This window comes from Arthrobacter globiformis (assembly GCF_030817195.1).
GTDB classification, from domain to species: domain Bacteria; phylum Actinomycetota; class Actinomycetes; order Actinomycetales; family Micrococcaceae; genus Arthrobacter; species Arthrobacter globiformis_D.
In genome coordinates, this window is record NZ_JAUSYZ010000001.1 from 1,533,556 (window position 1) to 1,557,533 (window position 23,978).

The following is a 23,978-nucleotide window of genomic DNA, read 5'->3' on the forward strand; positions in this document are numbered from 1 at the left end:
AGTCAAGTATTGTAACGTTACCGTTCTATCCGGCCGAACGACGCCGGTAACGCCCATCGGCCTGATGCCGCACGGCTGCCAACGGACACATGCCGGGCAACTTGCACGTCTTCGTCGAGAACCAACCGGTCACCTCGATCGTCAACACAGTCAAGGATCTGTTTGCACAACGGCCGGTCGGCAGCGGCATGCGGATCGCCCTCACGTGGTGCCTCGGCATCCTGGCCCCGCCTACGTCGTCGCCATGGCCGCTGACCGGCCAGGATCAGCTAAGGGCGGCGCTCCGGTTCATGCCGGGGCCAGGGATCCTTACCGAGTGGACGTTGCGGCGAAATCGCTGGCTAAGGCTCACTTGCCCGGGGCTACCTTGTAGGAGCTGCTGATGGCGACGCGGTTAAAAGTGTTGATCGACATGGTCACCCAGGTGAGGGCCGACAACTGCCCCGGAGTCAGGTGCTGCGCGGCGGACTCATACTCGCCCACGTTGGAGTGAGAGTCATTGATCCTGGTGACGTACTCGGCCAAGGCCAGGGCCGACCGCTCCTGCTCATTAAAGTATCCCGTCTCCCTCCAGGCCGGTAACACACTGAGCCGTTCCGGACTCTCTCCCTTGGCAATGGCGTCAGCTGTGTGCATCCGAAGGCAGTATGCACACCCATTGATCTGGGACACCCGTATCTTTACCAGTTCAATGAGAAGAGGATGGAGGTTCTCGGCGAGTGCCGCCTGGTCTGACATCCCAGCCAGCCTGATGAGTATTCCGTACAGCTCCTGATGCCTGCTGCCGATATTGGTGCGCGCCGCAGTTGTTGTGCTGGTCATGGCGTCCGGTCCTTTTCTGTCGTTGGAGATTTTGCATTCCGGGGGAGATTCAATGTCATTTCCGTGGTGCTCCTGATCTTGAGAAGCGCAGATCCTGCGAGCGTCAGGCGGGGATGTCCTTCGGCGGCCGATAGCAGGCTGCAAGGAGTCCCACTCCGGCAACCCCGCCAACTCCTACGGAGATGAGAAGCCCCGGCAGTCCTTCGAGCAAGGGCGAACCGAATATCAGCCAGTCCAGACTCAGATGTCCTGGCCCCGTGATTGCTATGGAAATCGCCGCGACGGCAAGCATAAAGGTGTACTCCCACCCTCCGGAGGTTATGAGGAAGCCCTTTTTACGATGGACGGTCCACGCTGCTACCAGCATGAGTGCCACAAATGCAGCTGAGGCGAGAGAGGTCAGGAGGCCGGCGGCAAGGGCAAGACCTGCGGCAATTTCAGTGCCGGCTGCCAACCAGGCATGGAAGGCAGCCGGGCGCATGCCAAGGCTTGTGAACCATTTGCTTGTGCCGGATATTCTCCCGCCCAGGAAGAGTTTGGCGTATCCGTGAACTGCCATGGTGATGCCGATGCCGAGCCTGAGCACTAAGAGCGCTATGTCGAAACTGGTCAATGGGTTCCTCGATCAATGGGTTGGAATGGATTAGGTCGCAACTCGGTCTAGTTAAGTTACGAGTATTGACTGTAACTTAACTCTAGCCTACTTTGGTGTTGTCCCTATCACATGTGCTGTTTGTGAGCGCATCGATGTACCCGTTGGATCTGCCGTGCGGATCGAACGGGCGGACCTCCGACTAGAAACCAAAGAAAGGCGTGCGATATCCGTGAATGTCCCGCCCCTGCATCCTCAGCTACAGAACGAAGAAGTTCGCCTGACGGACGTAATCGACAACAGACCCCTCGGCCGCTTCCACTACCTCATTCTCTTCTTGTCCGGTGCCGTCATGTTCCTGGACGGCTTTGATACCCAGTCGATTAGTTTTGCCGCTCCGGTAATCGCAAAGGAGTGGGGCCTGCCGGTCGTTGCATTGGGACCCATTCTTTCTGCCGCAATCGTCGGTCTCATGATTGGGTATCTTGTGCTCTCGCCTTTGGCGAACAGGGTTGGCAACCGACGGGTTGTCATCGTGTGCACTGCCATGTTCGGCTCGCTTACGTTAGCGTCGGCCCTGGCAATGGAGCCGAACCATCTCATTGCCTTAAGGTTCCTGACCGGTGCCGGCCTTGGGGCAGTGATCCCGAGCGTTGTGTCCCTGACCAGTGAGTTCGCCCCTAAGCGGCGGCGTTCGAGCTTCGTGATGTTCATCTACTGTTGGCTTGCTTTAGGATTTGTGGCTGCCGGCATCTCATCAGGTTTCATCATTCCGCTGCTGGGGTGGCGCATGATGTTCGTTATCGGGGGCCTGGTGCCGCTTGTTCTGCTTGGGTTCCTCATCCGGTACCTTCCGGAGTCGCCGCGCTTCCTCTTGAGGGAAGTGGACGGGCAAGCGAGGGTTCGCGCGATCCTGCAGCGGCTTCAGCCGGATCTTCCGGCGGCAGCGAATATCGTCAACGACGGCGAAAACCATGCATCGAAAAGGGCCAAGACGCAGGTTGCCGAGCTCTTTCGCCGCAAGTGGCTAATCAGCACAATCCTGCTGTGGCTGGCCTTCGTAGCAAATCTTGCCGCATTCTATTCAATTCAAAGCTGGCTGCCCACCATCGTGGGCTCCCTCGGCCGGGCTCCGGAAATCGTCATCGCCGCGACCGTGCTGACGACCATAGGGGGAATCGTCGCGGCCGCAGCCATTGGCCCCGCAATGGACCGCATCAGCCCCTTCGGCACACTCGGAACCGTGTACCTTCTCGGTGCCGTGTTTGTTGTGGCGCTAGGTGCCGTTCTGGGCGCGGGAACCGAAATGCTGCTCGTGACGGCGTTCTTCACAGGAGCCTGCGTCACGGGTGGGCAAATGAGCGTGATAGCGCTCGCTACTGTTCTCTACCCGCCCCACATGCGATCGGCAGGAGTCGGATGGGCCTTGGGCATGGGACGCCTGGGTGGAATTGCTGGCCCGCTGCTGGTGGGTGTTGCCCTCGGCGGTGGAATCGCCCCTCAGCAGGTTTTCCTGGTGATGGCGGGGGCCCTGGTGGTCGCAGGAGTCAGTGTCCTGATTCTGGGGCGCATGCACCGCTAAGCGCTGGCGTGGGAGGGGCCTGTTCTCTGAGGCAGGGAACCGGCCCCAAGTCATGTGTCGGTAGCGAGAAATGGGCGTCCTGGAGTGCTTTTGGTGCTGGCATTCGGTTCTGTGTCAGCGCTAAGGGCCCCTAGTCGGGGTTGGCAGCGATGGCTGGCCAAATGACCTGCACGACCTTCTCGGCCAGGCCGGCCCTATCCGTATCCGCGCGCAGGAACGCGGCAAAATAGCTGCCGAAGCACATTGAGGCAATGGTGCTTTTGTCAATTCCCTGCTTGACCGCTCCCCGATCCTGAAGGCTGGCCAGCGTGCGCTCCAGGAGGTTCACCCGCGGTTCAACGGCGTGCTCGGTGAGAATTGACATCAGCCCGGGGGTGCGATTGGTCTCGCCCATGAAGTTTCCCATGAGGATCATCGCATCGGGATTGAAATAGGTGGGATCCAGCCGGCGAACAGCCTCAGTCAAGGCCTCCAGGGGCGGAAGTTCATCCAGATTCAGGTTCGGGTAAGTGTTCCGTTGCTCGCGAAAGCCGTAGTCCAAGGCATCGACCACCAGTTCGAACTTCCCAGGCCACCGCCTGTACAAGGTGGGGCGGGTCACGCCGGCATCTGCCGCAACGTCGCCAAGGGTCATCTTGGAGTATCCGTCGAGAACAAGCCGACGGCGGGTCGCCTTGATAATGACCTCGTCAACGGCAGGATCTCTGGGCCTGCCGCCTTTGGAAACCTCAGTCTCGGCACTTTCATCCGGGGTCCGGTCCGCTGGCTTCGTGGCCACCCACAACCTCCAATATTAGGTTACGTTACGATCTCTCAACGTAACAGAAGACGCCGCTGTCCGATAGTGACGACCGGCAGGCCAAGTAGAAATTTAGAGGTTAGGTTACAGCTATTGACTGTAACTTAACCTCGGGTTAGTGTTATTGCATCGCAGCACAAGCTGGCGATTACGAATCAGGAGACCAATCATGAACGCACTTCAGGAGCTCATCGACCGGAGCATCCCTTTCCTTGACGAAGTCAAGAACCGCACTGCCGGCGGTGAACTCGAAACCTGGCTGAACGAAAACTATGGTCCCGGCACCCCCTTGTTTGAGGATCTTTCCCGGATGATTACTGAGGGTGTCCGCGACGGCTGGGCGGCCAACATCGAAGTTGATGGTCCGAACTACAGGCGGAGCCGGCTCGCTGATCCCAGCGATGTGCTCAACTACTTCAGCATCACGGCGGTGTACATGAACAGTGTGGAGCCCTACCGCGGCGATTACCACCAGCACCCTTACGGGGAGCTGAACCTCGTGGTGCCCCTCGATCCCGAAGCCAAGCTCGCCGGACCCAACGGCTGGTCAGGACCGGGATGGACAGCTCCAGGGCCCGGCAGCCACCACTATCCGGAAGTTAAGGGCGGAGCGCTGATCGCACTCTTCTTCCTGCCCGCCGGCCGCATCTCCTACGACATCACGCCCAGCTACTAAGCGGGGGAAACAATGTGCCAATGCAAGTGCGGGGGCGTATGCAGCACGGTGACCCGCCCCGCCCTACAGCGGATGAGTGTCGAGGAAGCCCTGCTTAGCAGGCGCAGCGTACGTGCTTTCTTGCCGAGGCCGGTTTCCAGAAGCACCGTTGAGAGGATCTTGGAGCTTGCCTCCCGCTCAGCCAGCAATTCGAATGGGCAACCGTGGCAGGTCCACATTCTTTCCGGTACCGCAAAGGATCGCCTAACAGCAGCTCTCCTGCAGGCCCATGACGCCGGAGAACGCGTCCAGAGGTGCGAGTTCGACTATCAGCCACGCCCGGACGAATGGGTGGAACCCTTCCAGTCCCGGCGGAGCGATTTCGGCCAGGGCCTCTACGGCGAAACGCTGGGGATAGACTTCACGGACCTTGCTGCCAGGGACGCCCATCACCGACGCAACTATGAGTTCTTCGGAGCTCCAATCGGCATCTTCCTCACGGTCAGCCGTCACCAGTTGGACAGTGCGCTCATCGACGCCGGTTTGTTCCTGCAGGCTACGATGCTTGCTGCGCGTGCGTCAGGACTCGACACCTGCCCCCAAGCCTCGTTCCTGGATTACTACCCGGTCATTAGAAGCCACCTGGAAATCCCAGACGATCACAGGATCATCTGCGGACTGTCCCTGGGATATGCGGACACATCACACCGGTTGCACAGTTTCACCACCCCGCGGCAACGCGTGACGGACTTTGCAACCTTTTACGAAGACAGGGCTGAGGGCACAATGACAACGGGCGGCCTTACCTCAGGCACAGCGTCATCTCCGCAATGGCCGGATCACGAGATCTGTGCTGGCGGCCAAACCCGCATTGCTCACGCGGCTTGGGCCGGCTGGATGCAGGACTCCCCGGAGCATTCCGTTGGAGAACCCGGCAGCTCAGTCTGACCGGCCAGGCATTTCACACCTTCACCGAACGCATTCCCGAGGGCAGCTGATGGGGCAAATCAGGCAAGGGTACTTTGAGGGAAACTTCAGGCACTTTCTGGTCGACGAAAGCTTGGGCACGTTCCTCCTTGGAGAGGTCATTGAGGACTGGGCCGAAATCCCAGTCAACGTGACAGTCGTCCTGACCAGCCCGTTCCTACCTCCCAAAGTGGGGAGGACAGACGGCGCCATGGAGAATGGAGCGGCCATCTGGCTGATTAGTGACTGGACCAGACGGCTGATCCTCAGAGACGACGGTTACGACGTCCGTCCGGTTACCGCGCGTCGGGGCGGCGGCATGGTGCCGCTGTAACTCAATAACGACCGCGGGAGAGACCGACGACTGCCGGTCTCTCCCGCCATAAGAGTAGGAAACAAACTAGTTCTGGAAGGCCCTCGTGGAAAACCAAATTGATTCACCGGCCCGGAAGTCTTCGGGCGGGACCTTACGCAGTCCCTGCAATGCCCCGTTGTTGGCGCTCGGGCTCGCCGTCGGGCCGGTCATTGCACTTGGGTTTATGCGGTTCGCCTATGCATTGCTGCTTCCCGCCATGAAGTCTGATCTGGACTGGTCGTACGCGACTGCAGGAGGAATCAACACCGCCAACGCCGCGGGATACATTCTTGGATCGGCAAGCGGGGCCTGGTGGGCCCGTAAGTTCGGCAGCCGGCGGACCTATATGTGGGGGATTGCCATCAGTGCGCTGACTCTTGTCGCGTCAGCGATGAGTGGAGAATTCACATATCTTGCCATCGTCAGGTTTATCGGAGGCGTGGCTACCGCTGTCCTCTTCGTCGTTGGAGCGGCCCTCGCGTCGCGAATTCCTACGTCTACGCCAGGACAGTCCGTAAAGATGGTAGGGATCTTCATGTCCGGGGTGGGGATCGGCATAGTACTCTCCGGAATCCTGGTTCCGGTTGTGCTGACCTGGCTAGGGAGCCCGGGTTGGCGAGTAGGCTGGCTCGTCATGGGCGCATCAGCCGCATTGGCTCTGGTTCCAGCCGGCATGGCGTCGGGCCGAATTCACCCGACCGGACAGCGAACGGGGCGGACGGTGTCTCTCGCTTTTCTAGTGCCGGCGTTCATGTGGAATCTGCTCTACGGTGCAGGCTACGTCTCGTACATGACCTTCATCATCGCGCTCCTTAATGCTCAGGGCCTCTCAGGGTGGCCGGCAACCGTTTTTTTCATCACCCTTGGCCTCGCCTCCGCCGCTTCCACTCTGTTCCTGTGGGCTAAAATCATCGACCGCCTTTCGTCTGCACGGGCGCTGGCGCTGGTCTCACTCGTTGTTCTGCTCGGAGTCCTGCCAGTCCTCGTCGGGTCGGGACTGACGGCAGCGCTGATCTCGGCAGTGATCTTCGGAGGCGCGTTTATGGCTGGCCCGACCGCTGCTGCCGTTCTCGCCAAACGCAGTTTGCCTCCAGAAGCACGTACATCCGGAATTGCTGCCCAGACCGTTGCGTTCAGCGTGGGCCAGGGCATTGGCCCTGTGGTCTCGGGAGCCATGTCCGATGGTTCATGGGGGATAGCAGGCGGCCTGTGGTTGTCGGTCGTCCTGATCCTCGGGGCAGGAACCGCTGCGCTGTTCCAAAGGCAATCACATGGTTAATCAGGATGCCGATCACCTGTGTGGTTCGCCTTTTCCGCCAGATCGGACGCCCAGGGGCGGATTCCATGGTGGAAGAGCATGCCTTTGGGCAGCCCCTGAACGTTCGCGACGGAACCGGAAATGTCGATGGTGATCCGGCTGTCGGCCATGGGGGCGTTGGTGATGTGCAGGTCGCCGTAGGATTCGGGGAGTACCGGATCCATCCAGAGGCCGCCGCGGGCAACGTCGGCGTAGTAGCCCATCAGGCTCTTCACGAGCTGGATCGGCGTGGCGGCGGCCCAGGCCTGGGGAGAGCAGGCCGTGGGATAGGGGACTGGTTCGTCGAAGTGCTCCCGGCTGAAGCCGCAGAACAGTTCCGGCAACCGGCCTTCCGAGTATTCGGCCGCCTCAAAGAGGGCTGTGGAGATCCGCTGTGCCTGCTCGACAAAGCCGTAGCGCAGAAGACCGGCCGCGATGATCGCATTGTCGTGGGGCCAGACGGATCCGTTGTGGTAGCTGGCGGGGTTGTAGGCACCCATATTGGTGGCCAGGGTCCGCACGCCCCAGCCGCTGAACATCTCCGGGGACATGAGCCGTTCTGCCACCAGCGGGGCCTTGTCCTGGTCGACGATGCCGAACAGCAGGCATTGCCCCATGTTGGACGCGCACGCGTCCACCGGCCGCTTGCGGCCGTCCAAGGCGACGGCATAATAGCCGCGGTCGGGCAGCCAGAACTGCTCGTTGAACTGCCTTTTTAGCTGCGCCCCGCGCTCCCGGTACTCGGCCGACAAAGCCACGTCGCCGGCGTCGTAAGCTATCCAGGACCGCGCCATGTAGGCGCTGTAAACGTAGGCCTGCACCTCGCACAGCGCGATCGGGGGCTCGGCCAGAGTCCCGTCGGCAAAGTTGATGCCGTCCCACGAATCCTTCCAGCCCTGGTTGATCAGACCCGTGTCGTTGAGCCGTTCGTACTCGACGAAGCCGTCGCCGTCCTTGTCGCCGTAGTCGCGGATCCAGTCCAGCGCCCGGTCCACGTGCGGCAGCAGGGCGGCGGTGGTTTCGGCGGCGAATCCCCAGCGGCTGACTTCCCCGAACAGGGCCACGAACAGAGGCGTGGCGTCGACGCTGCCGTAGTAGGCGGACTTGCCACCCAGGGCCAGGCCGCTGGAGACATCAAGCCGGACCTCGTGCAGGATCTTCCCCGGTTCCTCCTCGCTCATCACATCCACCACGGTGCCCTGGCGCTCGGCGAGGGTCTGGATGGTGCCGAAGGCCAGGGACGGATCCACCGGCAGCGCCATCAGGGACGCCCACAGGGAGTCCCGGCCGAACAGCGCCATGAACCAGGGCGCACCGGCGGCCACCACGATCCGGTCCGGGTGGTGGGGATCCTCGATGCGAAGTGCGCCCAGGTCGTCATAGCTGCGGCGAAGCGTCCGCTCGATGGAGCGGTTGCCCATGCGGAGCATCGGAATCTTTGACACCCACTCCTGCCGGCGGAGGTCGCGCGGAGACAGTCCGCCGTCGTCCGCACGAACAAAGGGCGCCGCGGAACCGGACATGTCTGCGGTGGGCACCGCGCTGACAGTGGCGCTCCATTCTCCATGCGGCGGGACAACGGCGTGGTACGTCAGGGCCTCCGGCGTGGCGTCGGCACCGCTGCCCGACACGACGACGCCCTTCCGAATGTCCTGCCAGACGGCCCGGATGGTCAGCGCGTCACCGTCCGCTTCTCGGGATTCGCTCCAGCGCCCCTGGATGCGCGCCTCCTTCACCTCGAAGAGGTCAGCGAAGTCCGCATCGACTTTGAGGGAGACCACGCATTCGGCGGGGACCGTCGCGTAGTTCCTGACGGTGATCTGCTCCAGGATTCCGGTGCCCACCTCGCGGAGGCGTTCGACAATCAGCGGGCTGTCCGCGTGCCCGTCCGGGCGTGGGACGCGGCCGGCGAAGAGGGCCCTGAACGGTTCCTTGGTCTTGGCGGCGAGTGCCTCCAATGGAGCTCCGTTAACGGTCAGATGCCAAGTGGACAGGATGCGGGTGTCCTCAAAGAAGACCCCATGCGGATACTCCGGGCTGATGTCCCCGTTCGCCCCCGAGATGCAGAATGATGAGCCCTCCACCAGGGTGACCGCGCCCGGCCCCGCCGAACCTGCAGCAGTGTCAGCATTCCATCCAGCCATCCCGACTCCTTCAAAGGACCGACTTCCACGGCTCAGCGCCGCACAGAGCCGGGCGGATCCTCCTGCGGCCGCCTGCTCAAAACGACGCTACGCCTGCGCGCCGATCGATACCAGTGGCGGTCCGAACCTCAGCTGGCGACCGTCTCCTTTGCCTTCATCCATTCGGTCAGCCACTGGGCCCGGACGCTCGAGGTGATGCGGCAGTCGGCCACGAAGGTGCCCTTGGCACCGGCGTCGATCCAGTCCTGGAGCGCGGAAAGGTCCTCCAGGGTGCGGATGATCGCAGATTCAGCCCCGATGGCGCGGGCTATCCCGCTGAAGTCCACCTCGGGGATCAGCATGGGCTTTTCGGTCAGGCCCTGCGAGCCGTACTGATGGATCTCGGCCCCGTAGGCGGCGTCGTTATAGATCACGACGACGGCGCTGCTCGCCGTGCCCACGAGCGACTCAAGGTCGGACAGGCCCATCAGGAATCCGCCGTCGCCCGCGGTCAGCACCAGGGTATTGCCCGCGTCCACGGCCCGGGCGGCCCCCACGGCGCTGGCCAGTCCAAGCCCGATCGCCTGGTAGGCGGTACCCACCATGACCAGGTCCTGAGGGCGCGGGATGCGCCAGTACATGGGCGCCCAGCCCATGAAGTGCCCGCCGTCCTGGACCACGGTGCGGCGTTCCGGCAGGACGGCATCCAGGGCCGTGGCAAGCGCCCGGGGGTCAAGCCGGCCGTCGGGGGTCTCCGTGCTGCCGGGGTGGTGGCAGGGTCCTTCGGCCAGACGGTTGAGGGCTTCCGCGCGCCAGGCCTTCGATGCACCGGCCTCGGATGGGGTGGCGCCATCCAGCAGCCGGAGGAGCCGGCCTGCGGCGGCCTTCACGTCCGCACCGACGAACAGGTCCACCCGCGGGTGCGTCGGCTCCATGGCGGTGTCGATCTGGATCACGGTGGCGTCCGGACTAATCAGGTGGCCGAAGCGCATCGTGAAGGGGCTCAGGCTCGCCCCCGCCACCAGCACCACGTCCGCCTCGTTCATGAGCCCGGCGGCGGTATCCGTGCCGAAGCCGCCCGCGACGCCGAGGTACCCCTCGCCCTGCAGCAGGTTCAGCGCCAATGCCGTCCCCGCGGTGAGCGCGCCGAGGCGGTCGGCGAGTTCCCGGAGTTCGGGGCCGGCTCCGGCCAGGTGCGCACCGCGGCCGGCAAGGATGAGCGGCCGTTTCGCGCCGGCGAGCACTTCGGCCGCCCGTCCGAGTCCGCCGTCGACGTCGTCCGCCACCGCAGCCGCCGCCGGCGGCGGCACGGGAAGCTCTTCCTCCGCCGCCTCAAGGGCCGCCAGATCGTACGGAACGGCGATCACGACGGCGGTCCGCCGGGCAAGTGCGTACTCCACCGCTTCCTGCGTGATTGCGCCCGCGGCTTCACGGGTGACCGTGAAGGTCGCCGCCCCCAGCCCGGCGGCGATCGCCGCCTGGTCCACGTCCCAAGGACGTGCGCCGCTGCTCGGGGCGTCTCCGGTGACGAGCACGACGGGAATCTTCGCCTGGACCGCTTCCGCGAGGGCCGTCAGGGCGTTGGTGTAACCGGGGCCGTAGGTGGTGGTCCCCGCCGCCAGCCGCCCGGATGTCCGATAGTAGGCGTCCGCCGCAGCGATGGCGGCACCTTCATGGCGTACCGCCGTGAAGCGGAGGCCCTCCTTCTCGGCGGCGTCCAGGAAGTAGACGTTTCCGTTGCCCATCACGCCGAACACATCACTGATATAGCTGCTGAGAACCTGCGCCACGCGGCCGGACACTGTAAGTGAAGTCATGCAGGAATCGTCGGATCTAGATCGTTGATAGGCAAGAGACTAGATTTTCGCTGGGATATTTGTCAGCTAAATCATTAACTGAGTGAAAATATGCCCAACGTGGCGCAGGTCACGGCAACCTTAGCCGGGCAGGCGGCTCTCCTGCTGTGACAGCCGGTCCAGGAGGCCGTCGTAGCGGGGCGGCATGAGCTCCAGTACGGAGATGGCCGTGCTGGTCCGCTGGATTCCGTCGATTTCCAGGATCTGGTTGGTGATTCGATAGAGATCGGCCGTGTCCCGGGCCACCACCTTGGCCATGAGATCCGCATCTCCCGTGGTGGCGTGGACCTCGATAACCTCCGGGATAGCAGCGAGCCCGCTTTCGATCGATTTCGCACGGGCCTGGCTAATGGCCAGGGAGAGGAAAGCCAGCAGGCCGTAGCCGAGCGCCGCCGGGTTCAGCCTCCGGCTGAAGGACCTGAGGGCGCCGCCGCTCTCAAGCTTCGTCAGGCGTGCGTGCACGGTGTTCCGTGCGACACCGAGCGTCCGGGAAAGAGCCAGGGCGCTCGCTTCCGGGTCCTTGTCGAGGGCGAGGATGATCCTGGCGTCCAGGGAATCGAAGGTGCGGGGATTCGGGATGGTCATATTTTCACCACAGACGATAGAAGTTGAGCAGAAATCCCAAGAGGGTAAGCGTATCTTGCAATGTGGCCCGGGTCACTTCCATGATCAAGCCTCATGACCAGTGATCAAACTCTGACGGCAACGGAAACCGCGCACCCCACCCTGCGTGACGCGGTCTCCGGCCTGCCGTCCTATGTGCCGGGCCGGCGCAGTGCCGGCGAGGACATCGCAGCCCTCGCCAGCAACGAAAGCCATTACGAACCCCTGCCCGCGGCCGCCGCCGCGGTGGCTGAAGCGGCCGGCAGGATGAACCGCTACCCGGACATGGCCGCCGTCGAACTCCGGGAACGGATCGCCGGACACCTTGCTGTCACCGCCGCGGAGATCGCGGTGGGACCCGGAAGCGTCGGCGTTCTCCAGCAGATCATCACCGGGCTGTGCGACGCCGGGGATGAAGTGATCTTCGCGTGGCGGAGCTTCGAGGCCTACCCCATCCTGGTGGAGCTGGCAGGTGCCCGGCCCGTCCGCATCCCGCTGGACGACGCCGAGGGCCACGACCTCGATGCGATGGCCGCAGCCGTCACCGAACGGACCAAGGTGGTCCTGCTCTGCACCCCCAACAACCCGACGGGCGTCCCGATCAGCCATGACCGCATCGAGGCGTTCCTCCGCTCCGTCAGCTCGGACATCCTCGTGGTGATCGACGAGGCCTACGTGGAATACGCCGAGGCGGGCAGCGGGCCGGACTCCCTGGCGCTCTACCGTGAATACCCGAACGTGTGCATCCTCCGAACCTTCTCGAAGGCCTACGGACTCGCCGGCCTGCGCGTGGGATACGCAGTGGCTGCGCCGGAAATCGCGGAGGGACTGCGCCGGACCGCCATTCCGTTCGCCGTGACGGCCCTGGCCCAGAAGGCTGCCGTCGCTTCGCTGGACGCGACCGACGAGATGCAGGCGAGGGTCGCCGTCGTCAAGAAAGAGCGCTCGCGGTTGGCCGCACGGCTGGAAGCCCAGGGCTGGAAGCTGCAGCCAAGCCAAGGCAACTTCCTGTGGATCCGGGCAGACGATGACCTCAGGGCGAGGCTCGTGGCCGCCTTCGACCAGGCGGACATCCTGGTCCGCGCCTACCAGGGCGACGGCATCCGGATCACCGTTGCCGATCCTGCTTCCAACGACCGCGTGCTCCAGGTTATGAAAGCCGTCCTGGCAGCCCGCGCAGCCTGAAAATCCCCACCCGTTCCACCTTTACCCGTTCGATCTTTACCCGTTCGACAGACAACACAGAGGACTCCCCATGGAACAACGGACAATGACGTCTGCCCCGGCGCTTGGCGCCGCCCTCAAACCCCGCCAGCTCACCATGATGGGACTCGGAAGCGCCATCGGCGCGGGTCTCTTCATCGGTTCGGGCGCCGGCATTCAGGCCGCCGGCCCGGCGGTGTTGATCTCTTACCTGGTCGCCGGCACGCTCATCATCCTGGTGATGTGGGCCCTCGGCGAGATGGCCGCCGCCAACCCGGACAGCGGTGCCTTCTCCGTCTACACCGCCAAGGCCTACGGGCCGGTGGCCGGTGCCACGGTGGGCTGGCTCTGGTGGCTGCAGCTCGTGGTGGTCATCGCCGCCGAAGCGCTCGGTGCGGCAGGCCTGCTGTCCACCATCTTCCCGGCCCTGCCGGTGTGGCTGATGGCCTTCGTGTTCATCGTGGTGCTCACCGCCGTGAACCTCACCAGCGTGAAGAACTTCGGCGAGTTCGAGTTCTGGTTCGCCCTGCTCAAGGTGGCAGCCATCGTCGGGTTCCTCCTGGTGGGTGCCGCCCTGCTCTTCGGCTGGCTGCCCGGCGTAGCGTCGCCGGGCCTGGCCAACTTCATCGGAGGCGATGCCGCTCCGCACGGGTTCGCGGGGATTGCCACGGCACTTTTCGTGGTGGCTTTCGCGTTCGGCGGCACCGAGATCGTGTCCGTGGCGGCAGCCGAGACCGCGGAGCCGGCCCGCAGCGTGAAGAAGGCAGTCCGGACGGTGCTGTGGCGCATCCTGGTGTTCTACATCGGTGCCATCTTCGTCATCGCTGCCGTGGTTCCCGTGGGTTCGGCGGGGCTGAAGAGCCCGTTCGCTGCCGTGCTGGAGGCCGCGGGCATGCCCGGTGCAGCGACTGCCATCACCCTGGTAGCCGTAGCGGCACTGCTCTCCGCCCTCAACGCCAACCTTTACGGCGCCTCCCGGATGGCTTACTCCTTGGCTGAGCGGGGTGAGGCTCCCCGTTTGCTCGCTTCCGTCTCCAAGGCCCAGGTCCCGGTCGTCGCAGTCCTGGCCAGCGTCGCCTTCGGTGTTGTCACGGTTGGGCTGGAGCTGGCCTTCCCCGAGATGGTCCTGCCCGTCCTGCTCAACATTGTGGGCTCGACCTGCCTGCTGGTCTGGACGTCCGCGCTCCTCGCCCAGCTCGCGCTCCGCATCCGCGCCGACCGCGACGGAACGGAACTTCCCCTGCGGATGCCCGGCTTCCCGTGGCTCACGGGCCTTGGCCTGCTCATTCTCGCGGCCATCTTCACCGTCGGCTTCATCGGCGAGGATTCCCGTCCCCAGCTCCTGAGCACCTTCGGCCTCGTGGCGCTCCTGGCAGTAGCGAACTGGCTGCACCACCGTTCCGCCAACATGCGGGAGCAGCGCGTCGAGTCCCCGGATCGCGTTGAACCTCCGGTCCTCGTCGACTGAACCGCGGTGCTCGTCGACTGAACCCCACCCTGGGGATTCTCCGCAAAGGGGAGGGCGCGTCCGGCCTGGCCGGCCGCGCCCTCCGTCGCCACGTGCACCGCCCCGAGTTTTTGTCCAGATAATCCACGTTTGGCGCGATTTATGTCGCGATATCTGCCCAAAAACTCGGGGCTTCGGTCATGGATCCATCTCACGTCCCCGCCGGGAACAGTGGCCGGTACACCGGCGGGAAGGCGTTCGCGGGCAGGGTGTCGCGCTTGGGCGGATCGGTGGTGATTGGGTTGTTGGTCCGCAGATCACCAACCGCATACTGAACCATCATGTCGTGGTCCTCGTGCACCAGGTTGTGGCAGTGGATCATGTACCGACCGGCCTCCTGCGGGATGGCGTCGAACTGCATCAGCGTGGTGATGGACTCGTTCTCGCCGGCGTAGAACACGTCCTTCGGGCCGAGTTCCCAGGCGAATGGTTTGCCGCCGTTGGTGTTGCGGGCGATGATTTTGGCGTCGACCAGGTGGATGTGTACCGGGTGGAACCACCCTCCGGATTGGTTAGTGATGGTCCACTGCTCGACGGCGAATGGCTGCGGGTTGCCGAACAGCTTGGTGAACCCGGACCTTTCGATGTCGTCCCAGATGACCCCGTTGATGCTCCACTGGCCGTTTTCGCGCTCGAACCGCAGCTGCCTCTTCACCGTGGCCATCTGCGGGGTGAGGCTCATCGTGTCGAGCCCACCCCGGGACGCGGTGGGCGACCCCCCGCCATCCAGCCTCGACGGGACGGAGGAGATGGACCCTGCCCCGGAGCCGGAATCGGCGACCACCTGGAACCGCATGATCTTGTCCGTGTTGGCAAAGTCGATGTTGTTCTTGTTGCTGAGGTTGCGCAGGTCGACGGTTTGCCCGGGCCTGTACTTGCGGAAGTCGATCAGGATTTCGTAGCGCTCGGCACTGCCCTGCCGCCACGAGGAAACAGCCTGGACCACCGGCGTCATGCCCGCATCGGTGCCAACGATATAGACGGGTTCACCGTTGGAGAGGGCAGGCCGGTAGGAGCGTGAGATCGATGCGTCGAGCACGCGGAAACGGTAGATGCGTGGCTTGACCTTCATGGTGGGCCAGGGCACCCCGTTGACCAGGATCACGTCACCCCACAGCCCCTTTTGGCTGTTGTCGCTGTACCCGAGCGAACCGTCCGCCTGGAACAGTGCGTCGGAAAGCATCAGCGGAACGTCGAACTCCCCTTGCGGCAGCTGGGCCCGCTCGAAACGGTCCGTCAGCGGGTAGAACCCTGCCAGTCCCGAATACACATTCTGGGCGGTGATGTGGTGCTTGTGGTCGTGGTACCAAAGCGTCCGCGCTGTCTGTCTATTGGGATAGTGGTAATTCTTGAAGAAACCGGTAACGGTGATGTCGTTGGCATAGCCGTCGTATTGGGGCAGGGACGCCGAGCCGTGCAGGTGCGTGGAGGTGCTGAATGCCCCCGGTTGGAGCAGTCCGGTCGCCGGGAATGCGTTGCGGATCCGGACCTCGATCCGGGTTCCCTGCCTGGCCCGGATGGTGGGACCCGGGAAGATCCCGTTGAACCCGGCCACAGTGGTGGAAAGGCCAGGCAGCATGCGGGCCTGTCCGAGTTTCTGGGTGAGGGCGTAGCGCTCGAAAGGTCGCCGCGGGTCGCCGCCATCGAAGCCCCGCTGAAACGGCACCAACTCCGGGGGCCGCCGGAAGACAGCCCTGAAAGGGATTGGCGTGTTCTGCGGTGCAAGCTGGCTGCGGCTTATAGGGTCCGTGGTCGCAGCGGGCTCAGCGCCGCCGGCCAGCACCCCGGTCAGAGCGGCGCCCACCGCACCCAGTTTCAGTACTTCCCTGCGAGACGTCATTGTCTCCTCCAGACATTGGGAACATATGTATTGACATACAACGGGCCCGCGACAATGGCCGCGGGTCCGCCTCCCCCTCGATGCTGCAGAGACCTGGATGCAACGACGCCAGTGTCTGCCGGACACGTTGGGAAAAGCTTGCCGGATCTGCCAGCCCGGACTGCGTTTCACCCCAAATGGGGCGTTGACCGCCCAGGACGATCTCTATACACGTCACGGTGCCATGGTCTTGGTCGGAACCGGGCCGTACCAACCGCTCTTTCAGGCACCGGTGACTGGGCGGAAATGACGGACAGCGAGCGCCGGATCGGTGCGGTGCACGCACTCGGTACCGACGCCGCCGTCGTCCTTCTTCTTGGATCCCTCATCGCGCGGATGCGTGGCCACCACGCGCTCGGGCTGAAGCTCGGCCTGGCAGGAAACGCCATCGTGGCAGGGGCCGGCTTCCTGGGCGGGCATCTGGCGCTCAACCGCGGAACGGCCCGCCGCGGCGCCGGCGGTGCGGACGGGGCCGGCCCGTCCGCACGGGTCACCGGTTGACGTATCCCAGATGCTGGTCGTTGTAGCGGGCGCCCTGCACGCCAATCCGCTGCGCGAGCGCATCGAGGTCTCCGACCTCGTCCGCTGACAGGGCCACGGTGGTGGCGCCGGCGTTCTCTTCGATCCTGGTGGCGCTCCGCGTGCCCGGAATCGGCACGATCCACGGCTGCTGCGCGAGCAGCCACGCCAGCGCGATCTGCGCCGGGGTGGCGCCCTTGGTGCGGGCGAGGCCGGCGACATGCTCGACGAGCGCGGCGTTCGCGGAGCGGTTCTCCTGGCTGAACCGGGGGATCGTGGCGCGGACGTCGCCCGCGGCGAAGGCGGTGTCCGTGCTGACGGTGCCGGTGAGGAAGCCCTTGCCGAGAGGACTGAACGGCACAAACCCGATGCCCAGCTCAGCGAGCGTTGGGAGCACCTCCGCCTCGGGATCGCGGGTCCACAGGGAGTACTCGCTCTGGACCGCCGTCACCGGCTGGACCCCGTGCGCGCGGCGGATGGTCCCTGCAGAGGCTTCCGACAGTCCGAAGTGCCGGACCTTGCCTTCCGCGATCAGCTCACCGACGGTACCGGCGACTTCCTCGATGGGAACGTCGGGATCGACGCGGTGCTGGTAGAACAGGTCGATCACGTCGGTCCGAAGACGCTTCAGTGAGGCGTCGGCGACGCGGCGGATCTGCTCGGGCCGGCTGTCCAGGCCCACGCTCTTTCCGTCCTCGATGCGCCACCCGAACTTGGTGGCGACCTGTACCTGGTGGCGGATCGGCTCCAAGGCCTCGCCGACCAGCTCCTCGTTCACATACGGCCCGTACACCTCGGCGGTGTCGAAGAAAGTCACCCCGAGGTCGTGGGCGGAGCGGATCACAGCGATCATGTCCTCGCGGCTGCCGGGGTTGGGTCCGTAGCTTTGCGAAATGCCCATGCAGCCCAACCCCACCGCCGAAACGTTCAGGCCCTGTCCGAGAGTACGTGTGTGCATTGTTCGGTCTCCGTTGCAGTCGGTGCTCTGATCGTGGTGCTTCCCGCGTCGGCCGATCCCGGGCGGGGGAGTCAGGACTGGGTGCCGTTGTATTCGTCGTCGGTGATGTGCTCCAGCCAGGTGGTGGTCGTGGCAGGGTCGTCACCGTTCTCCAGCATCGCGATGTGCTCCATGAAGCAGCCGGGTGCGGCAGCGTGCCAGTGCTCTTCGCCGGGCGGGGTGTACAGGGTCTGGCCGGGGTGAACCTCGATGATGGTGCCGTCGCGGCCACCGAACCGGGCGACGCCCTGGGTGACGCGGAGGTACTGTCCGCGGGCGTGCGAGTGCCAGGCGGTGCGGGCGCCGGGGGCGAACCGCACGGTCGCGACCACCATGCGCTGGTCGCTTTCGTGGGGAAGCGCGATGGGGTCCAGCCACACATCACCGGCGAACTGCTCGGGCGGATTCTTGCTCGTGGGTTTGGCGGGTTCGATGTTCATGCGTTCTCCTTGCTGGTTGTGGAAGTCGATTCTGTCGCCGCCCAGCTGGCGAGCAGCCGGAGGCCGTCCTCCGACGGGGTGCCGGGGTCGGCGCTGTAGGCGGTAAGCGTGAGCCCGGGCGCGTTCGGGAGCATCAGGGCGTCGAACGCCAAGTGCAGGTCTCCGACGGCGGGGTGGCGGAAGTCCTTGTAGCCTCCCCGGTGGAGGCGCACGTCGTGCCGTGCCCACCGGGTGCGGAAGTCCTCCGAACAGGTGGACAGCTCTCCGATCAGCTCGGTAAGGGACTTGTTGAACGGGTCACGGCCCGCCTCGGTGTGGAGGATCGCGACCGAGGTGTCGGCCGCCTTCTCCCAGTCGGGGTACAGGCCGTGCGAGCGGTGGTCGAGGAAGGCGAAACGTGCGAGGTTCACGGTTTCGGTGTTCTGTCCGTACGCCTCGGAGTACAAGGCACGCCCAAGGCCGTTGATCGCCAGGACGTCCAGCCGGCCGTTGCGGACGAACGCGGGCACGCCGACCATGGAGTCCAGCAGCCTCTGAACGCTGGGAGTCACACCCTCACTGGGCTTGCGCCGCGGCCGCGCCGAAGGTGACGCCGCGCGGGCCAGATTGTAGAGGTGCTCGCGTTCGGCCTCGTTCAGCTGCAGCGCCCTGGCCAGCGACTCGAGCACGCTTTCGGAGACCCCGGCAAGCGAGCCGCGTTCGAGTTTCGTGTAGTACTCAACCGAGACGCCGGCCAGCAGCGCGACCTCTTCACGGCGCAGCCCGGGGACGCGCCGGGTGCCGCCGAACGAGGGCAGGCCCGTCTGCTCCGGGCTGAGCTTCGCCCTCCGTGTGCCGAGGAACTCACGGATCTCGCTGCGGTTGTCCATGCCGACCACGCTACGTCGACCATCCGGGTCCGAGGGAGTCCCTGTCAGTACCATGCTTCGACGGACCCTGTATCGGCCGGGGCTCCCGCGCGGCCGCGGACGCGTGTTGACTCGTGTCATGACCGGCCTACCCCCGGTGAAAAGCCCGCTGAAAGGAAAGAATTCCCATGCCCGAAAACCCTCTCGCCGACTTCGCCCCCGCGCTCGTCGGCTACACGAACGACGTCCTGTTCGGCCAGGTGTGGGAACGCCCCGAGCTCTCCCCGCGTGACCGCAGCCTCATTACGGTCGCGGTGCTCCTCGCCGGCGGTAACACCGAGCAGCTGACCTTCCACCTCGACTACGCCAGGAAGAACGGCCTCACGGAGGAGGAGCTCATCGAGGCCATCACCCACCTCGCCTTCTACGCCGGGTGGCCCAAGGCCATGTCAGCCATGACCGTCGCGAAGAACGTCTTCACCGCCGGTTCGGGGCAGGAAGGCTGAACCGGGATTGGTTTCGACAGGCTCAACCAGCGGGGTCAGGCTCAACCAACGGGCTAGGCCGCGTTTCGACGGGCTCAACCAGCGATACATCGCGGAGGGCCAGGGCTGCCTGGACCAACGCGGCGTGGGTCATGGCCTGTGGGTAGTTTCCGAGCAGGACGCCGGTGGCGGGATCGATCTCTTCACTGAACAAACCCAGCGGGCCGGCGATCCCCAGAAGCGCCTCGAACAACTCCGCAGCTTCCGTGGCCCTTCCCGTGAGCGCGACGGCCTGGGCCAGCCAGAACGAGCACGGCAGGAACGCCCCCTCGTCCCCGGGCAGCCCGTCCTGACCCGGCGGGTAGCGATACAGGAACGGGTAGCCTGCCGAGAGCTCCGCCCACACGGCATCGACTGTGCCCCGCAGCCGTGCAGAGCCCGGCGACTCGAAGCCGGTCACAGGCAGGATCAGCAGGGCCGAGTCGAGGTCGGCGGATCCATACGAGCGGGTGTACGTGTTCCGAGCAGTATCGAAGCCCCGCATCCGGATGTCGGCAGCCACAGCGCTCCTCGCCGCCTCCCACCGGCGCCGCCGCCGGGCACTGATGTGGTGGCTCTCGGCGATGCGCAGGGCCCGGTCCAGCGCAAGCCAGCCCATGATCTTGGAATGCACGTGGTGCGCGGCATCAGCGCGGATTTCCCAGATACCGGCGTCCGGTTCCGGCCACCGCTGCGCCACGAGGTCAGTGAAACCGCGCATCGCCCGCCATGTCTCCGAATTGAGCCGGTGGCCCTGCCGGACGAGGTTCCATGCGGCGTCCAGGACCCAGCCGTAGCCGTCGAGCTGATGCTGGTGCGCGGCCCCGTTTCCCATCCGCACCGGAGCGCTGCCCAGGTAGCCCGGCCAGCTTTCCAGAGTGCGCTCGCGGGGGACATGCCCACCGGTCAGGGTCAGCAGGGCCGGCAGCCGGGGCCGCTGCAGCCTGCTCGCATGCAGGAGCCAGTTCAGGAAATTCAGTGCCTCGCCGTCTTTGCCCAGTCCGAGGAAGGCGGCGATGCCGATGCTGGCGTCCCGCGGCCAGGCGTACCTATAGTCCCAGTTGCGGATCCCGCCGGGGTCCTCGGGCAGGGACGTCGTCGGGGCTGCCACAGGGGCGCCCGACGGCGAGTAGGTCAGCAGCTTCAGCGTCAGCAGGCTCCGCAGCACAGGCTCCCGGAACGGGACGTCCTCGCTGATGCCTGATGTCCACTCACGCCAGCGGGCCTCGTCGGCCTCCACCAGGTCCCAGGCGGTTTCGGGATCGACCCAGATCAGCGGTTCCGTGTACGCCAGGGCGAGCACCATCACAACGGGACGGCCGGGCTCAACGGTGATAACCGTCGTCGTACCCGGCTCCACGCGCACCCCGCCGCTGCAGCCGAGCGATAGGGCCAGGGCGCCCCATTCGCACACCAGATGCTGCCCCTGCCGGACCCGGGGGCGGACATGGCGCTCGCCGAGGCGGGGGTTAAGTTCGACGGCGGCCTGAACCGGGACGCCGTCGGCCTCCAGCCGCCGGATTAGGAGAGTTGTGGGCAGCAGGCGGCCCGATACCTCCGCCACCATTGCTTCGGTGAGGGTCAGCGTGCCGCCGCCCGCGGCCCAGACCGTCTCCAGCGTGGCGGTGTGCGGACGGTACCGGCGGACGAGCCGCTCGGCGGGCAGGGCCGGGCCGGCGCGGAAGGTGCCTGCTTCCGGGCCGCCGAGCAGGGCACCGAAGACGGGATCGCCGTCGAAGGTGGGAGCGCAGAGCCAGTCGATGCCGCCGTCGGCCGAGACCAGGGCAGCCGTGCGCGTATCTCCCAGCAGCCCGTAGTCCGCAAGGGCGGGGGAGTGCTTAGCGTCCACGTTCCCGTTCACCTTCTTTCGCTCAGAGCTCAGTTGACCGTGAGGAGCAGCCCGAGCAGCGAGCCGTAGACCAGGTGGGCCGCCACGGCCACCGCCGGGGTCTGGATTCCGTAGTTCAGGCCCAACAGGCCCGGCGGTTCAAGCGCCGCACGGCTGGCCGGACCCGCCCTGGTGCTGGCCATTCTGGGGTGGATGCCGGGGAGCAGGGGGAGAATGACGGTGAGTGCCACGGCAACGTGCAGGAGTCCGAGCAGGGCGCCGATCCACCACGTGGCCCGGCCCAGCAGCGCAAAGACCGCCGCGTAGCCAAGGGCGAAGACCTGCCCCGCGGCCAAGTGGATGAAGAAGCCGGCGATCCGTGCCTTGTCCGGATCCGGCGTGACGAGGCTCCCCAGGACCAGCGGCAGGTCGAGCCGGGTCCAGCCGGCCATTTGAAAGGCGATCATCACCGCGGTCAGGGCTGTGGTGGCAAGCAGCCCGAACAGCGCCCAGCCTTGCCAGTCCATCTCAACCTCCCGGCCGGTTCTAAAGCTAACTTATTTAATTTTAGAACCCGGGGGAGCGGCAGGCAAGGTCCGGCTGGTTTCGACAGGCTCAACCAGCGGGCTTGGTTTCGACAGGCTCTACCAGCGGCTCCGGTGGTTCACCGCCCGGCGAGGTGCCCCACCACGTACTCGGCATCCAGACCCACCGCCGCCACCGTGGACGACGCGTGCTTGGTGAGCCACGGGAGCCCGACCGCATAAAGCCCCGGAACCTCCGTGACTCCCCGCGAATGGCGCGGGTAGTTCCACTCGTCGAGCACGGGAATGTCCAGGAAGCCGAAGTCCAGGCCGTAGCCGGTGCTCCAGATAACGGAGGTGATGCCCTCGGCGCCGAGGTCCAGGAGCGCCCCGGAGGAAGGAAGCAGCCAGTCATCCACCGGCACAGGTTCAGCAACAGGCGCCTCGATGCCCGCCGCGGCGATGTACGCGTCAAGCATCACCTTCATCCGCTGCCCGAACGCCGCCTCCACCAGCGCCATGCGGGCGGTGAGGTCGTCGCTGAAGGTGATGACACCGTCGTCCGTTCCCTCAAAGTGGCCGTGCAGCTGGACGCCCCGGCGGCCCAGGTCCCGCAGCCGGATGCCGTGCCCGCCGTCGTTGCCGGAGACCAGCGGATTGCACATGAAGCGCGCGGCGGGCGACGGGAGCTGCGCAGCCTGCAGGCCGTTGATGCCGTAGTCCGGCCCGTGCAGGTTGACCTGCAGCAGCCAGTGGAACGTGTCCTGGCCGCGGTAGCGCCGCGGCGCCTCGGGGCAGGCCGACACAGACAGGTGCACCTCCCGGCCGGAGGCGATCAGGTCCTCGGTGATCTGGCCGCCCGACTGCCCGGTCCCCACCACCAGCACCGCGCCGTCGGGCAGCTTCGCCGGGTTGCGGTAGTCATGGCTGTGCAGCTGGGTAATGCGCTGGGGGAGTTTGGCGGCCGACGCCGGAATCCGCGGCCGCTGATAGGCCCCGTTCGCCAGCACGACGTTCCGTGCCAGCCAGCGCCCCTGGTTTGTGTCGACGGCGAACCCGCCGTCCGCCGTCGGCCCGCCAGCGGCAAACCCCTCCGCCCTTGCAACCCGGGTGACCTCGGTCCCCAGCTGCACCGGCACCGCAATGCGCCGGGCGTACTCCCGGAACAGCTCGATCACCTCGTCCCGGGGCAGGAACGCGTCAGGCTCGGGTCCGTCGTACATCATCCCCGGCAGCAGGAACGCGAAGTTCGGCGTGTTCAGGTAGAACGAGTCCCAGCGGTCCTGCCACGCGCCGCCCAGTTCCGGGCGCTGCTCCAGCACCTGGTGTTCGACGCCCGCCCGGCTGAGCCAGTAGCTCGTGGCCAAGCCGGCCTGCCCCGCCCCGATGACCAGGGTGTCGACTTCTCGAGCGGCCGCTGCAGGCGGGGACATGGCTACTTCTTCGCGGCCCTGGGTTTGGGTTCCTTGGCGGCCTTGGGCGGCAGGCTGGCGACGTACGCGAACGCCTTCTCCGTCCAGGCCCGGGCCCGGGCGTCATCGCCGTCGCCCTCTTCGTTCCAGATCTCCGGCAGGCCAGTGTACCCGCCCATGGGGCGCTCGGCGGGACCGAACGGTACTGTCCGCTCCGAGGACTCGAGCACTTCGCGGTCCTCATCGGAGAGCTTGATGCCGATGGTCGGCCCGAACAGCCCGGCGAACATGTTGCCGTTGACGAACGCCCCCAGGTTCCCGAACATCGGCTTGATGACCACCTCGGGATGGTTGGGCACCACGGTCCGGAAGTGTTCCTTGTCAGCCTCGGACGCTTTGGGCATTTCCATCGGTGCACCTCCGGGTAGCAGGGCTCAGGCAGCAGTTCAGGGGACCGGCTCGGTGCCGTCCCATGCCGGGATCATACGCCCGGCCGGCGCCCCCGGCCACCGCTTCGGGCAGGCCGGCCACCTTCCCCACGCGGCACTCTGCTGTTTCCCGGCGCGCAGTGCTATACATACCTCAAGGCAACCAAATGCGCGGCTGTCTGCAGTGGCGTTTCGGACGAACCGGGCCCCGCCCGGAGG

General features: G+C 65.3%; 23 protein-coding genes and 1 pseudogene. 10 read left to right on the forward strand and 14 right to left on the reverse strand.

The features are described from left to right. Positions 1 to 110: 110 nt before the first annotated feature. Positions 111 to 224: pseudogene (locus QF036_RS06950) on the forward strand (ABC transporter permease); the annotation flags it as partial. A 124-nt stretch (positions 225 to 348) separates the two neighbouring features. On the opposite strand, the gene QF036_RS06955 reads toward QF036_RS06950, so the two are convergent. Further along, positions 349 to 822: a carboxymuconolactone decarboxylase family protein gene (locus QF036_RS06955; RefSeq protein WP_307100413.1), complete on the reverse strand. Its 474-nt coding sequence runs from the start codon at positions 820 to 822 to the stop codon at positions 349 to 351. A gap of 103 nt (positions 823 to 925) precedes the next feature. Continuing rightward, entirely contained in the window at positions 926 to 1,435 is a 510-nt protein-coding gene (locus QF036_RS06960) for a DoxX family protein (protein ID WP_307100415.1), read from the reverse strand. Between the two features lie 211 nt (positions 1,436 to 1,646). Between QF036_RS06960 and QF036_RS06965 the strand changes: the two genes are divergently transcribed. Continuing rightward, the gene (locus tag QF036_RS06965; protein WP_307100416.1) at positions 1,647 to 2,996 is read left to right on the forward strand and encodes an MFS transporter; all 1,350 of its coding nucleotides are present in this window, start codon (positions 1,647 to 1,649) and stop codon (positions 2,994 to 2,996) included. Between the two features lie 130 nt (positions 2,997 to 3,126). Here QF036_RS06965 and QF036_RS06970 read toward each other — a convergent pair whose 3' ends face one another. Continuing rightward, positions 3,127 to 3,774, reverse strand: a complete 648-nt coding sequence (locus QF036_RS06970; protein ID WP_307100418.1) for a TetR/AcrR family transcriptional regulator — start codon at positions 3,772 to 3,774, stop codon at positions 3,127 to 3,129. A gap of 190 nt (positions 3,775 to 3,964) precedes the next feature. Between QF036_RS06970 and QF036_RS06975 the strand changes: the two genes are divergently transcribed. The 4 genes from QF036_RS06975 (at position 3,965) to QF036_RS06990 (ending at position 7,050) form a co-directional block, all read left to right on the forward strand. Further along, on the forward strand, positions 3,965 to 4,471 hold the full coding sequence (locus tag QF036_RS06975; RefSeq protein WP_307100420.1) for a DUF4863 family protein: 507 nt from the start codon (positions 3,965 to 3,967) through the stop codon (positions 4,469 to 4,471). Positions 4,472 to 4,543: 72 nt separating this feature from the next. Next, positions 4,544 to 5,398, forward strand: a complete 855-nt coding sequence (locus QF036_RS25235) for a nitroreductase (protein WP_373460107.1) — start codon at positions 4,544 to 4,546, stop codon at positions 5,396 to 5,398. Between the two features lie 229 nt (positions 5,399 to 5,627). After that, positions 5,628 to 5,750, forward strand: a complete 123-nt coding sequence (locus tag QF036_RS06985) for a hypothetical protein (RefSeq protein ID WP_307100424.1) — start codon at positions 5,628 to 5,630, stop codon at positions 5,748 to 5,750. Between the two features lie 85 nt (positions 5,751 to 5,835). Beyond that, on the forward strand, positions 5,836 to 7,050 hold the full coding sequence (locus tag QF036_RS06990) for a YbfB/YjiJ family MFS transporter (RefSeq protein ID WP_307100426.1): 1,215 nt from the start codon (positions 5,836 to 5,838) through the stop codon (positions 7,048 to 7,050). On the opposite strand, the gene QF036_RS06995 is transcribed toward QF036_RS06990, so the two are convergent. From QF036_RS06995 to QF036_RS07005, 3 genes are all read right to left on the reverse strand, one after another. Further along, entirely contained in the window at positions 7,047 to 9,212 is a 2,166-nt protein-coding gene (locus QF036_RS06995; RefSeq protein ID WP_307100429.1) for an amylo-alpha-1,6-glucosidase, read from the reverse strand. The two genes, QF036_RS06990 and QF036_RS06995, sit on opposite strands and share 4 nt — an antisense overlap. A gap of 128 nt (positions 9,213 to 9,340) precedes the next feature. Next, positions 9,341 to 11,008: a thiamine pyrophosphate-binding protein gene (locus QF036_RS07000; protein WP_307100431.1), complete on the reverse strand. Its 1,668-nt coding sequence runs from the start codon at positions 11,006 to 11,008 to the stop codon at positions 9,341 to 9,343. A gap of 120 nt (positions 11,009 to 11,128) precedes the next feature. Beyond that, positions 11,129 to 11,632 (reverse strand): Lrp/AsnC family transcriptional regulator, encoded by a 504-nt coding sequence (locus tag QF036_RS07005; protein WP_307100432.1) that lies wholly within the window; start codon positions 11,630 to 11,632, stop codon positions 11,129 to 11,131. 93 nt (positions 11,633 to 11,725) lie between these two features. Between QF036_RS07005 and hisC the strand changes: the two genes are divergently transcribed. Continuing rightward, positions 11,726 to 12,835, forward strand: a complete 1,110-nt coding sequence (gene hisC, locus QF036_RS07010) for a histidinol-phosphate transaminase (RefSeq protein ID WP_307100434.1) — start codon at positions 11,726 to 11,728, stop codon at positions 12,833 to 12,835. Between the two features lie 70 nt (positions 12,836 to 12,905). Continuing rightward, positions 12,906 to 14,321 carry an amino acid permease gene (locus tag QF036_RS07015; protein ID WP_307100436.1) on the forward strand — a complete coding sequence of 472 codons (1,416 nt, stop codon included), beginning with the start codon at positions 12,906 to 12,908 and terminating at the stop codon, positions 14,319 to 14,321. Between the two features lie 190 nt (positions 14,322 to 14,511). On the opposite strand, the gene QF036_RS07020 is transcribed toward QF036_RS07015, so the two are convergent. After that, positions 14,512 to 16,200 carry a multicopper oxidase family protein gene (locus QF036_RS07020; protein ID WP_307100439.1) on the reverse strand — a complete coding sequence of 563 codons (1,689 nt, stop codon included), beginning with the start codon at positions 16,198 to 16,200 and terminating at the stop codon, positions 14,512 to 14,514. A 285-nt stretch (positions 16,201 to 16,485) separates the two neighbouring features. On the opposite strand from QF036_RS07020, the gene QF036_RS07025 reads away from it, so the two are divergent. Next, on the forward strand, positions 16,486 to 16,740 hold the full coding sequence (locus QF036_RS07025; protein ID WP_307100441.1) for a hypothetical protein: 255 nt from the start codon (positions 16,486 to 16,488) through the stop codon (positions 16,738 to 16,740). Here QF036_RS07025 and QF036_RS07030 read toward each other — a convergent pair. The 3 genes from QF036_RS07030 to QF036_RS07040 form a co-directional block, all read right to left on the reverse strand. Continuing rightward, positions 16,730 to 17,716, reverse strand: a complete 987-nt coding sequence (locus tag QF036_RS07030) for an aldo/keto reductase (protein ID WP_307100442.1) — start codon at positions 17,714 to 17,716, stop codon at positions 16,730 to 16,732. The two genes, QF036_RS07025 and QF036_RS07030, sit on opposite strands and share 11 nt — an antisense overlap. A 71-nt stretch (positions 17,717 to 17,787) precedes the next feature. Continuing rightward, positions 17,788 to 18,195: a (R)-mandelonitrile lyase gene (locus tag QF036_RS07035; RefSeq protein ID WP_307100444.1), complete on the reverse strand. Its 408-nt coding sequence runs from the start codon at positions 18,193 to 18,195 to the stop codon at positions 17,788 to 17,790. Continuing rightward, the gene (locus QF036_RS07040; RefSeq protein WP_307100446.1) at positions 18,192 to 19,064 is read right to left on the reverse strand and encodes a helix-turn-helix transcriptional regulator; all 873 of its coding nucleotides are present in this window, start codon (positions 19,062 to 19,064) and stop codon (positions 18,192 to 18,194) included. Before QF036_RS07040 ends, QF036_RS07035 begins: the two co-directional genes overlap by 4 nt. A 167-nt stretch (positions 19,065 to 19,231) precedes the next feature. Between QF036_RS07040 and QF036_RS07045 the strand changes: the two genes are divergently transcribed. Further along, on the forward strand, positions 19,232 to 19,549 hold the full coding sequence (locus QF036_RS07045; protein WP_307100448.1) for a carboxymuconolactone decarboxylase family protein: 318 nt from the start codon (positions 19,232 to 19,234) through the stop codon (positions 19,547 to 19,549). A gap of 22 nt (positions 19,550 to 19,571) precedes the next feature. On the opposite strand, the gene QF036_RS07050 is transcribed toward QF036_RS07045, so the two are convergent. From QF036_RS07050 to QF036_RS07065, 4 genes are all read right to left on the reverse strand, one after another. Next, entirely contained in the window at positions 19,572 to 21,416 is a 1,845-nt protein-coding gene (locus QF036_RS07050; protein ID WP_307100450.1) for a glycoside hydrolase family 15 protein, read from the reverse strand. Between the two features lie 29 nt (positions 21,417 to 21,445). Further along, the gene (locus QF036_RS07055; protein WP_003806116.1) at positions 21,446 to 21,922 is read right to left on the reverse strand and encodes a hypothetical protein; all 477 of its coding nucleotides are present in this window, start codon (positions 21,920 to 21,922) and stop codon (positions 21,446 to 21,448) included. Positions 21,923 to 22,059: 137 nt separating this feature from the next. Next, complete coding sequence (locus tag QF036_RS07060) at positions 22,060 to 23,352, reverse strand: flavin-containing monooxygenase (RefSeq protein WP_307100453.1); 1,293 nt, start codon at positions 23,350 to 23,352, stop codon at positions 22,060 to 22,062. Between the two features lie 2 nt (positions 23,353 to 23,354). Next, positions 23,355 to 23,741 carry a TfoX/Sxy family protein gene (locus tag QF036_RS07065; RefSeq protein ID WP_307100455.1) on the reverse strand — a complete coding sequence of 129 codons (387 nt, stop codon included), beginning with the start codon at positions 23,739 to 23,741 and terminating at the stop codon, positions 23,355 to 23,357. Positions 23,742 to 23,978 lie beyond the last annotated feature (237 nt).

What these genes read in the sequence shown, in the direction of transcription:
- QF036_RS07045 (WP_307100448.1), top strand. Translation starts at nt 19,232, where the DNA reads ATGCCCGAAAACCCTCTCGCCGACTTCGCCCCCGCGCTCGTCGGCTAC.
- QF036_RS07020 (WP_307100439.1), bottom strand. Translation starts at nt 16,200, where the DNA reads ATGACGTCTCGCAGGGAAGTACTGAAACTGGGTGCGGTGGGCGCCGCT.
- QF036_RS06985 (WP_307100424.1), top strand. Translation starts at nt 5,628, where the DNA reads ATGGAGAATGGAGCGGCCATCTGGCTGATTAGTGACTGGACCAGACGG.
- hisC (WP_307100434.1), top strand. Translation starts at nt 11,726, where the DNA reads ATGACCAGTGATCAAACTCTGACGGCAACGGAAACCGCGCACCCCACC.
- QF036_RS06955 (WP_307100413.1), bottom strand. Translation starts at nt 822, where the DNA reads ATGACCAGCACAACAACTGCGGCGCGCACCAATATCGGCAGCAGGCAT.
- QF036_RS07000 (WP_307100431.1), bottom strand. Translation starts at nt 11,008, where the DNA reads ATGACTTCACTTACAGTGTCCGGCCGCGTGGCGCAGGTTCTCAGCAGC.
- QF036_RS07040 (WP_307100446.1), bottom strand. Translation starts at nt 19,064, where the DNA reads ATGGACAACCGCAGCGAGATCCGTGAGTTCCTCGGCACACGGAGGGCG.
- QF036_RS07065 (WP_307100455.1), bottom strand. Translation starts at nt 23,741, where the DNA reads ATGGAAATGCCCAAAGCGTCCGAGGCTGACAAGGAACACTTCCGGACC.
- QF036_RS07035 (WP_307100444.1), bottom strand. Translation starts at nt 18,195, where the DNA reads ATGAACATCGAACCCGCCAAACCCACGAGCAAGAATCCGCCCGAGCAG.
- QF036_RS07005 (WP_307100432.1), bottom strand. Translation starts at nt 11,632, where the DNA reads ATGACCATCCCGAATCCCCGCACCTTCGATTCCCTGGACGCCAGGATC.
- QF036_RS25235 (WP_373460107.1), top strand. Translation starts at nt 4,544, where the DNA reads ATGAGTGTCGAGGAAGCCCTGCTTAGCAGGCGCAGCGTACGTGCTTTC.
- QF036_RS07030 (WP_307100442.1), bottom strand. Translation starts at nt 17,716, where the DNA reads ATGCACACACGTACTCTCGGACAGGGCCTGAACGTTTCGGCGGTGGGG.
- QF036_RS06995 (WP_307100429.1), bottom strand. Translation starts at nt 9,212, where the DNA reads ATGGCTGGATGGAATGCTGACACTGCTGCAGGTTCGGCGGGGCCGGGC.
- QF036_RS06975 (WP_307100420.1), top strand. Translation starts at nt 3,965, where the DNA reads ATGAACGCACTTCAGGAGCTCATCGACCGGAGCATCCCTTTCCTTGAC.
- QF036_RS07025 (WP_307100441.1), top strand. Translation starts at nt 16,486, where the DNA reads ATGACGGACAGCGAGCGCCGGATCGGTGCGGTGCACGCACTCGGTACC.
- QF036_RS07060 (WP_307100453.1), bottom strand. Translation starts at nt 23,352, where the DNA reads ATGTCCCCGCCTGCAGCGGCCGCTCGAGAAGTCGACACCCTGGTCATC.
- QF036_RS07055 (WP_003806116.1), bottom strand. Translation starts at nt 21,922, where the DNA reads ATGGACTGGCAAGGCTGGGCGCTGTTCGGGCTGCTTGCCACCACAGCC.
- QF036_RS07015 (WP_307100436.1), top strand. Translation starts at nt 12,906, where the DNA reads ATGGAACAACGGACAATGACGTCTGCCCCGGCGCTTGGCGCCGCCCTC.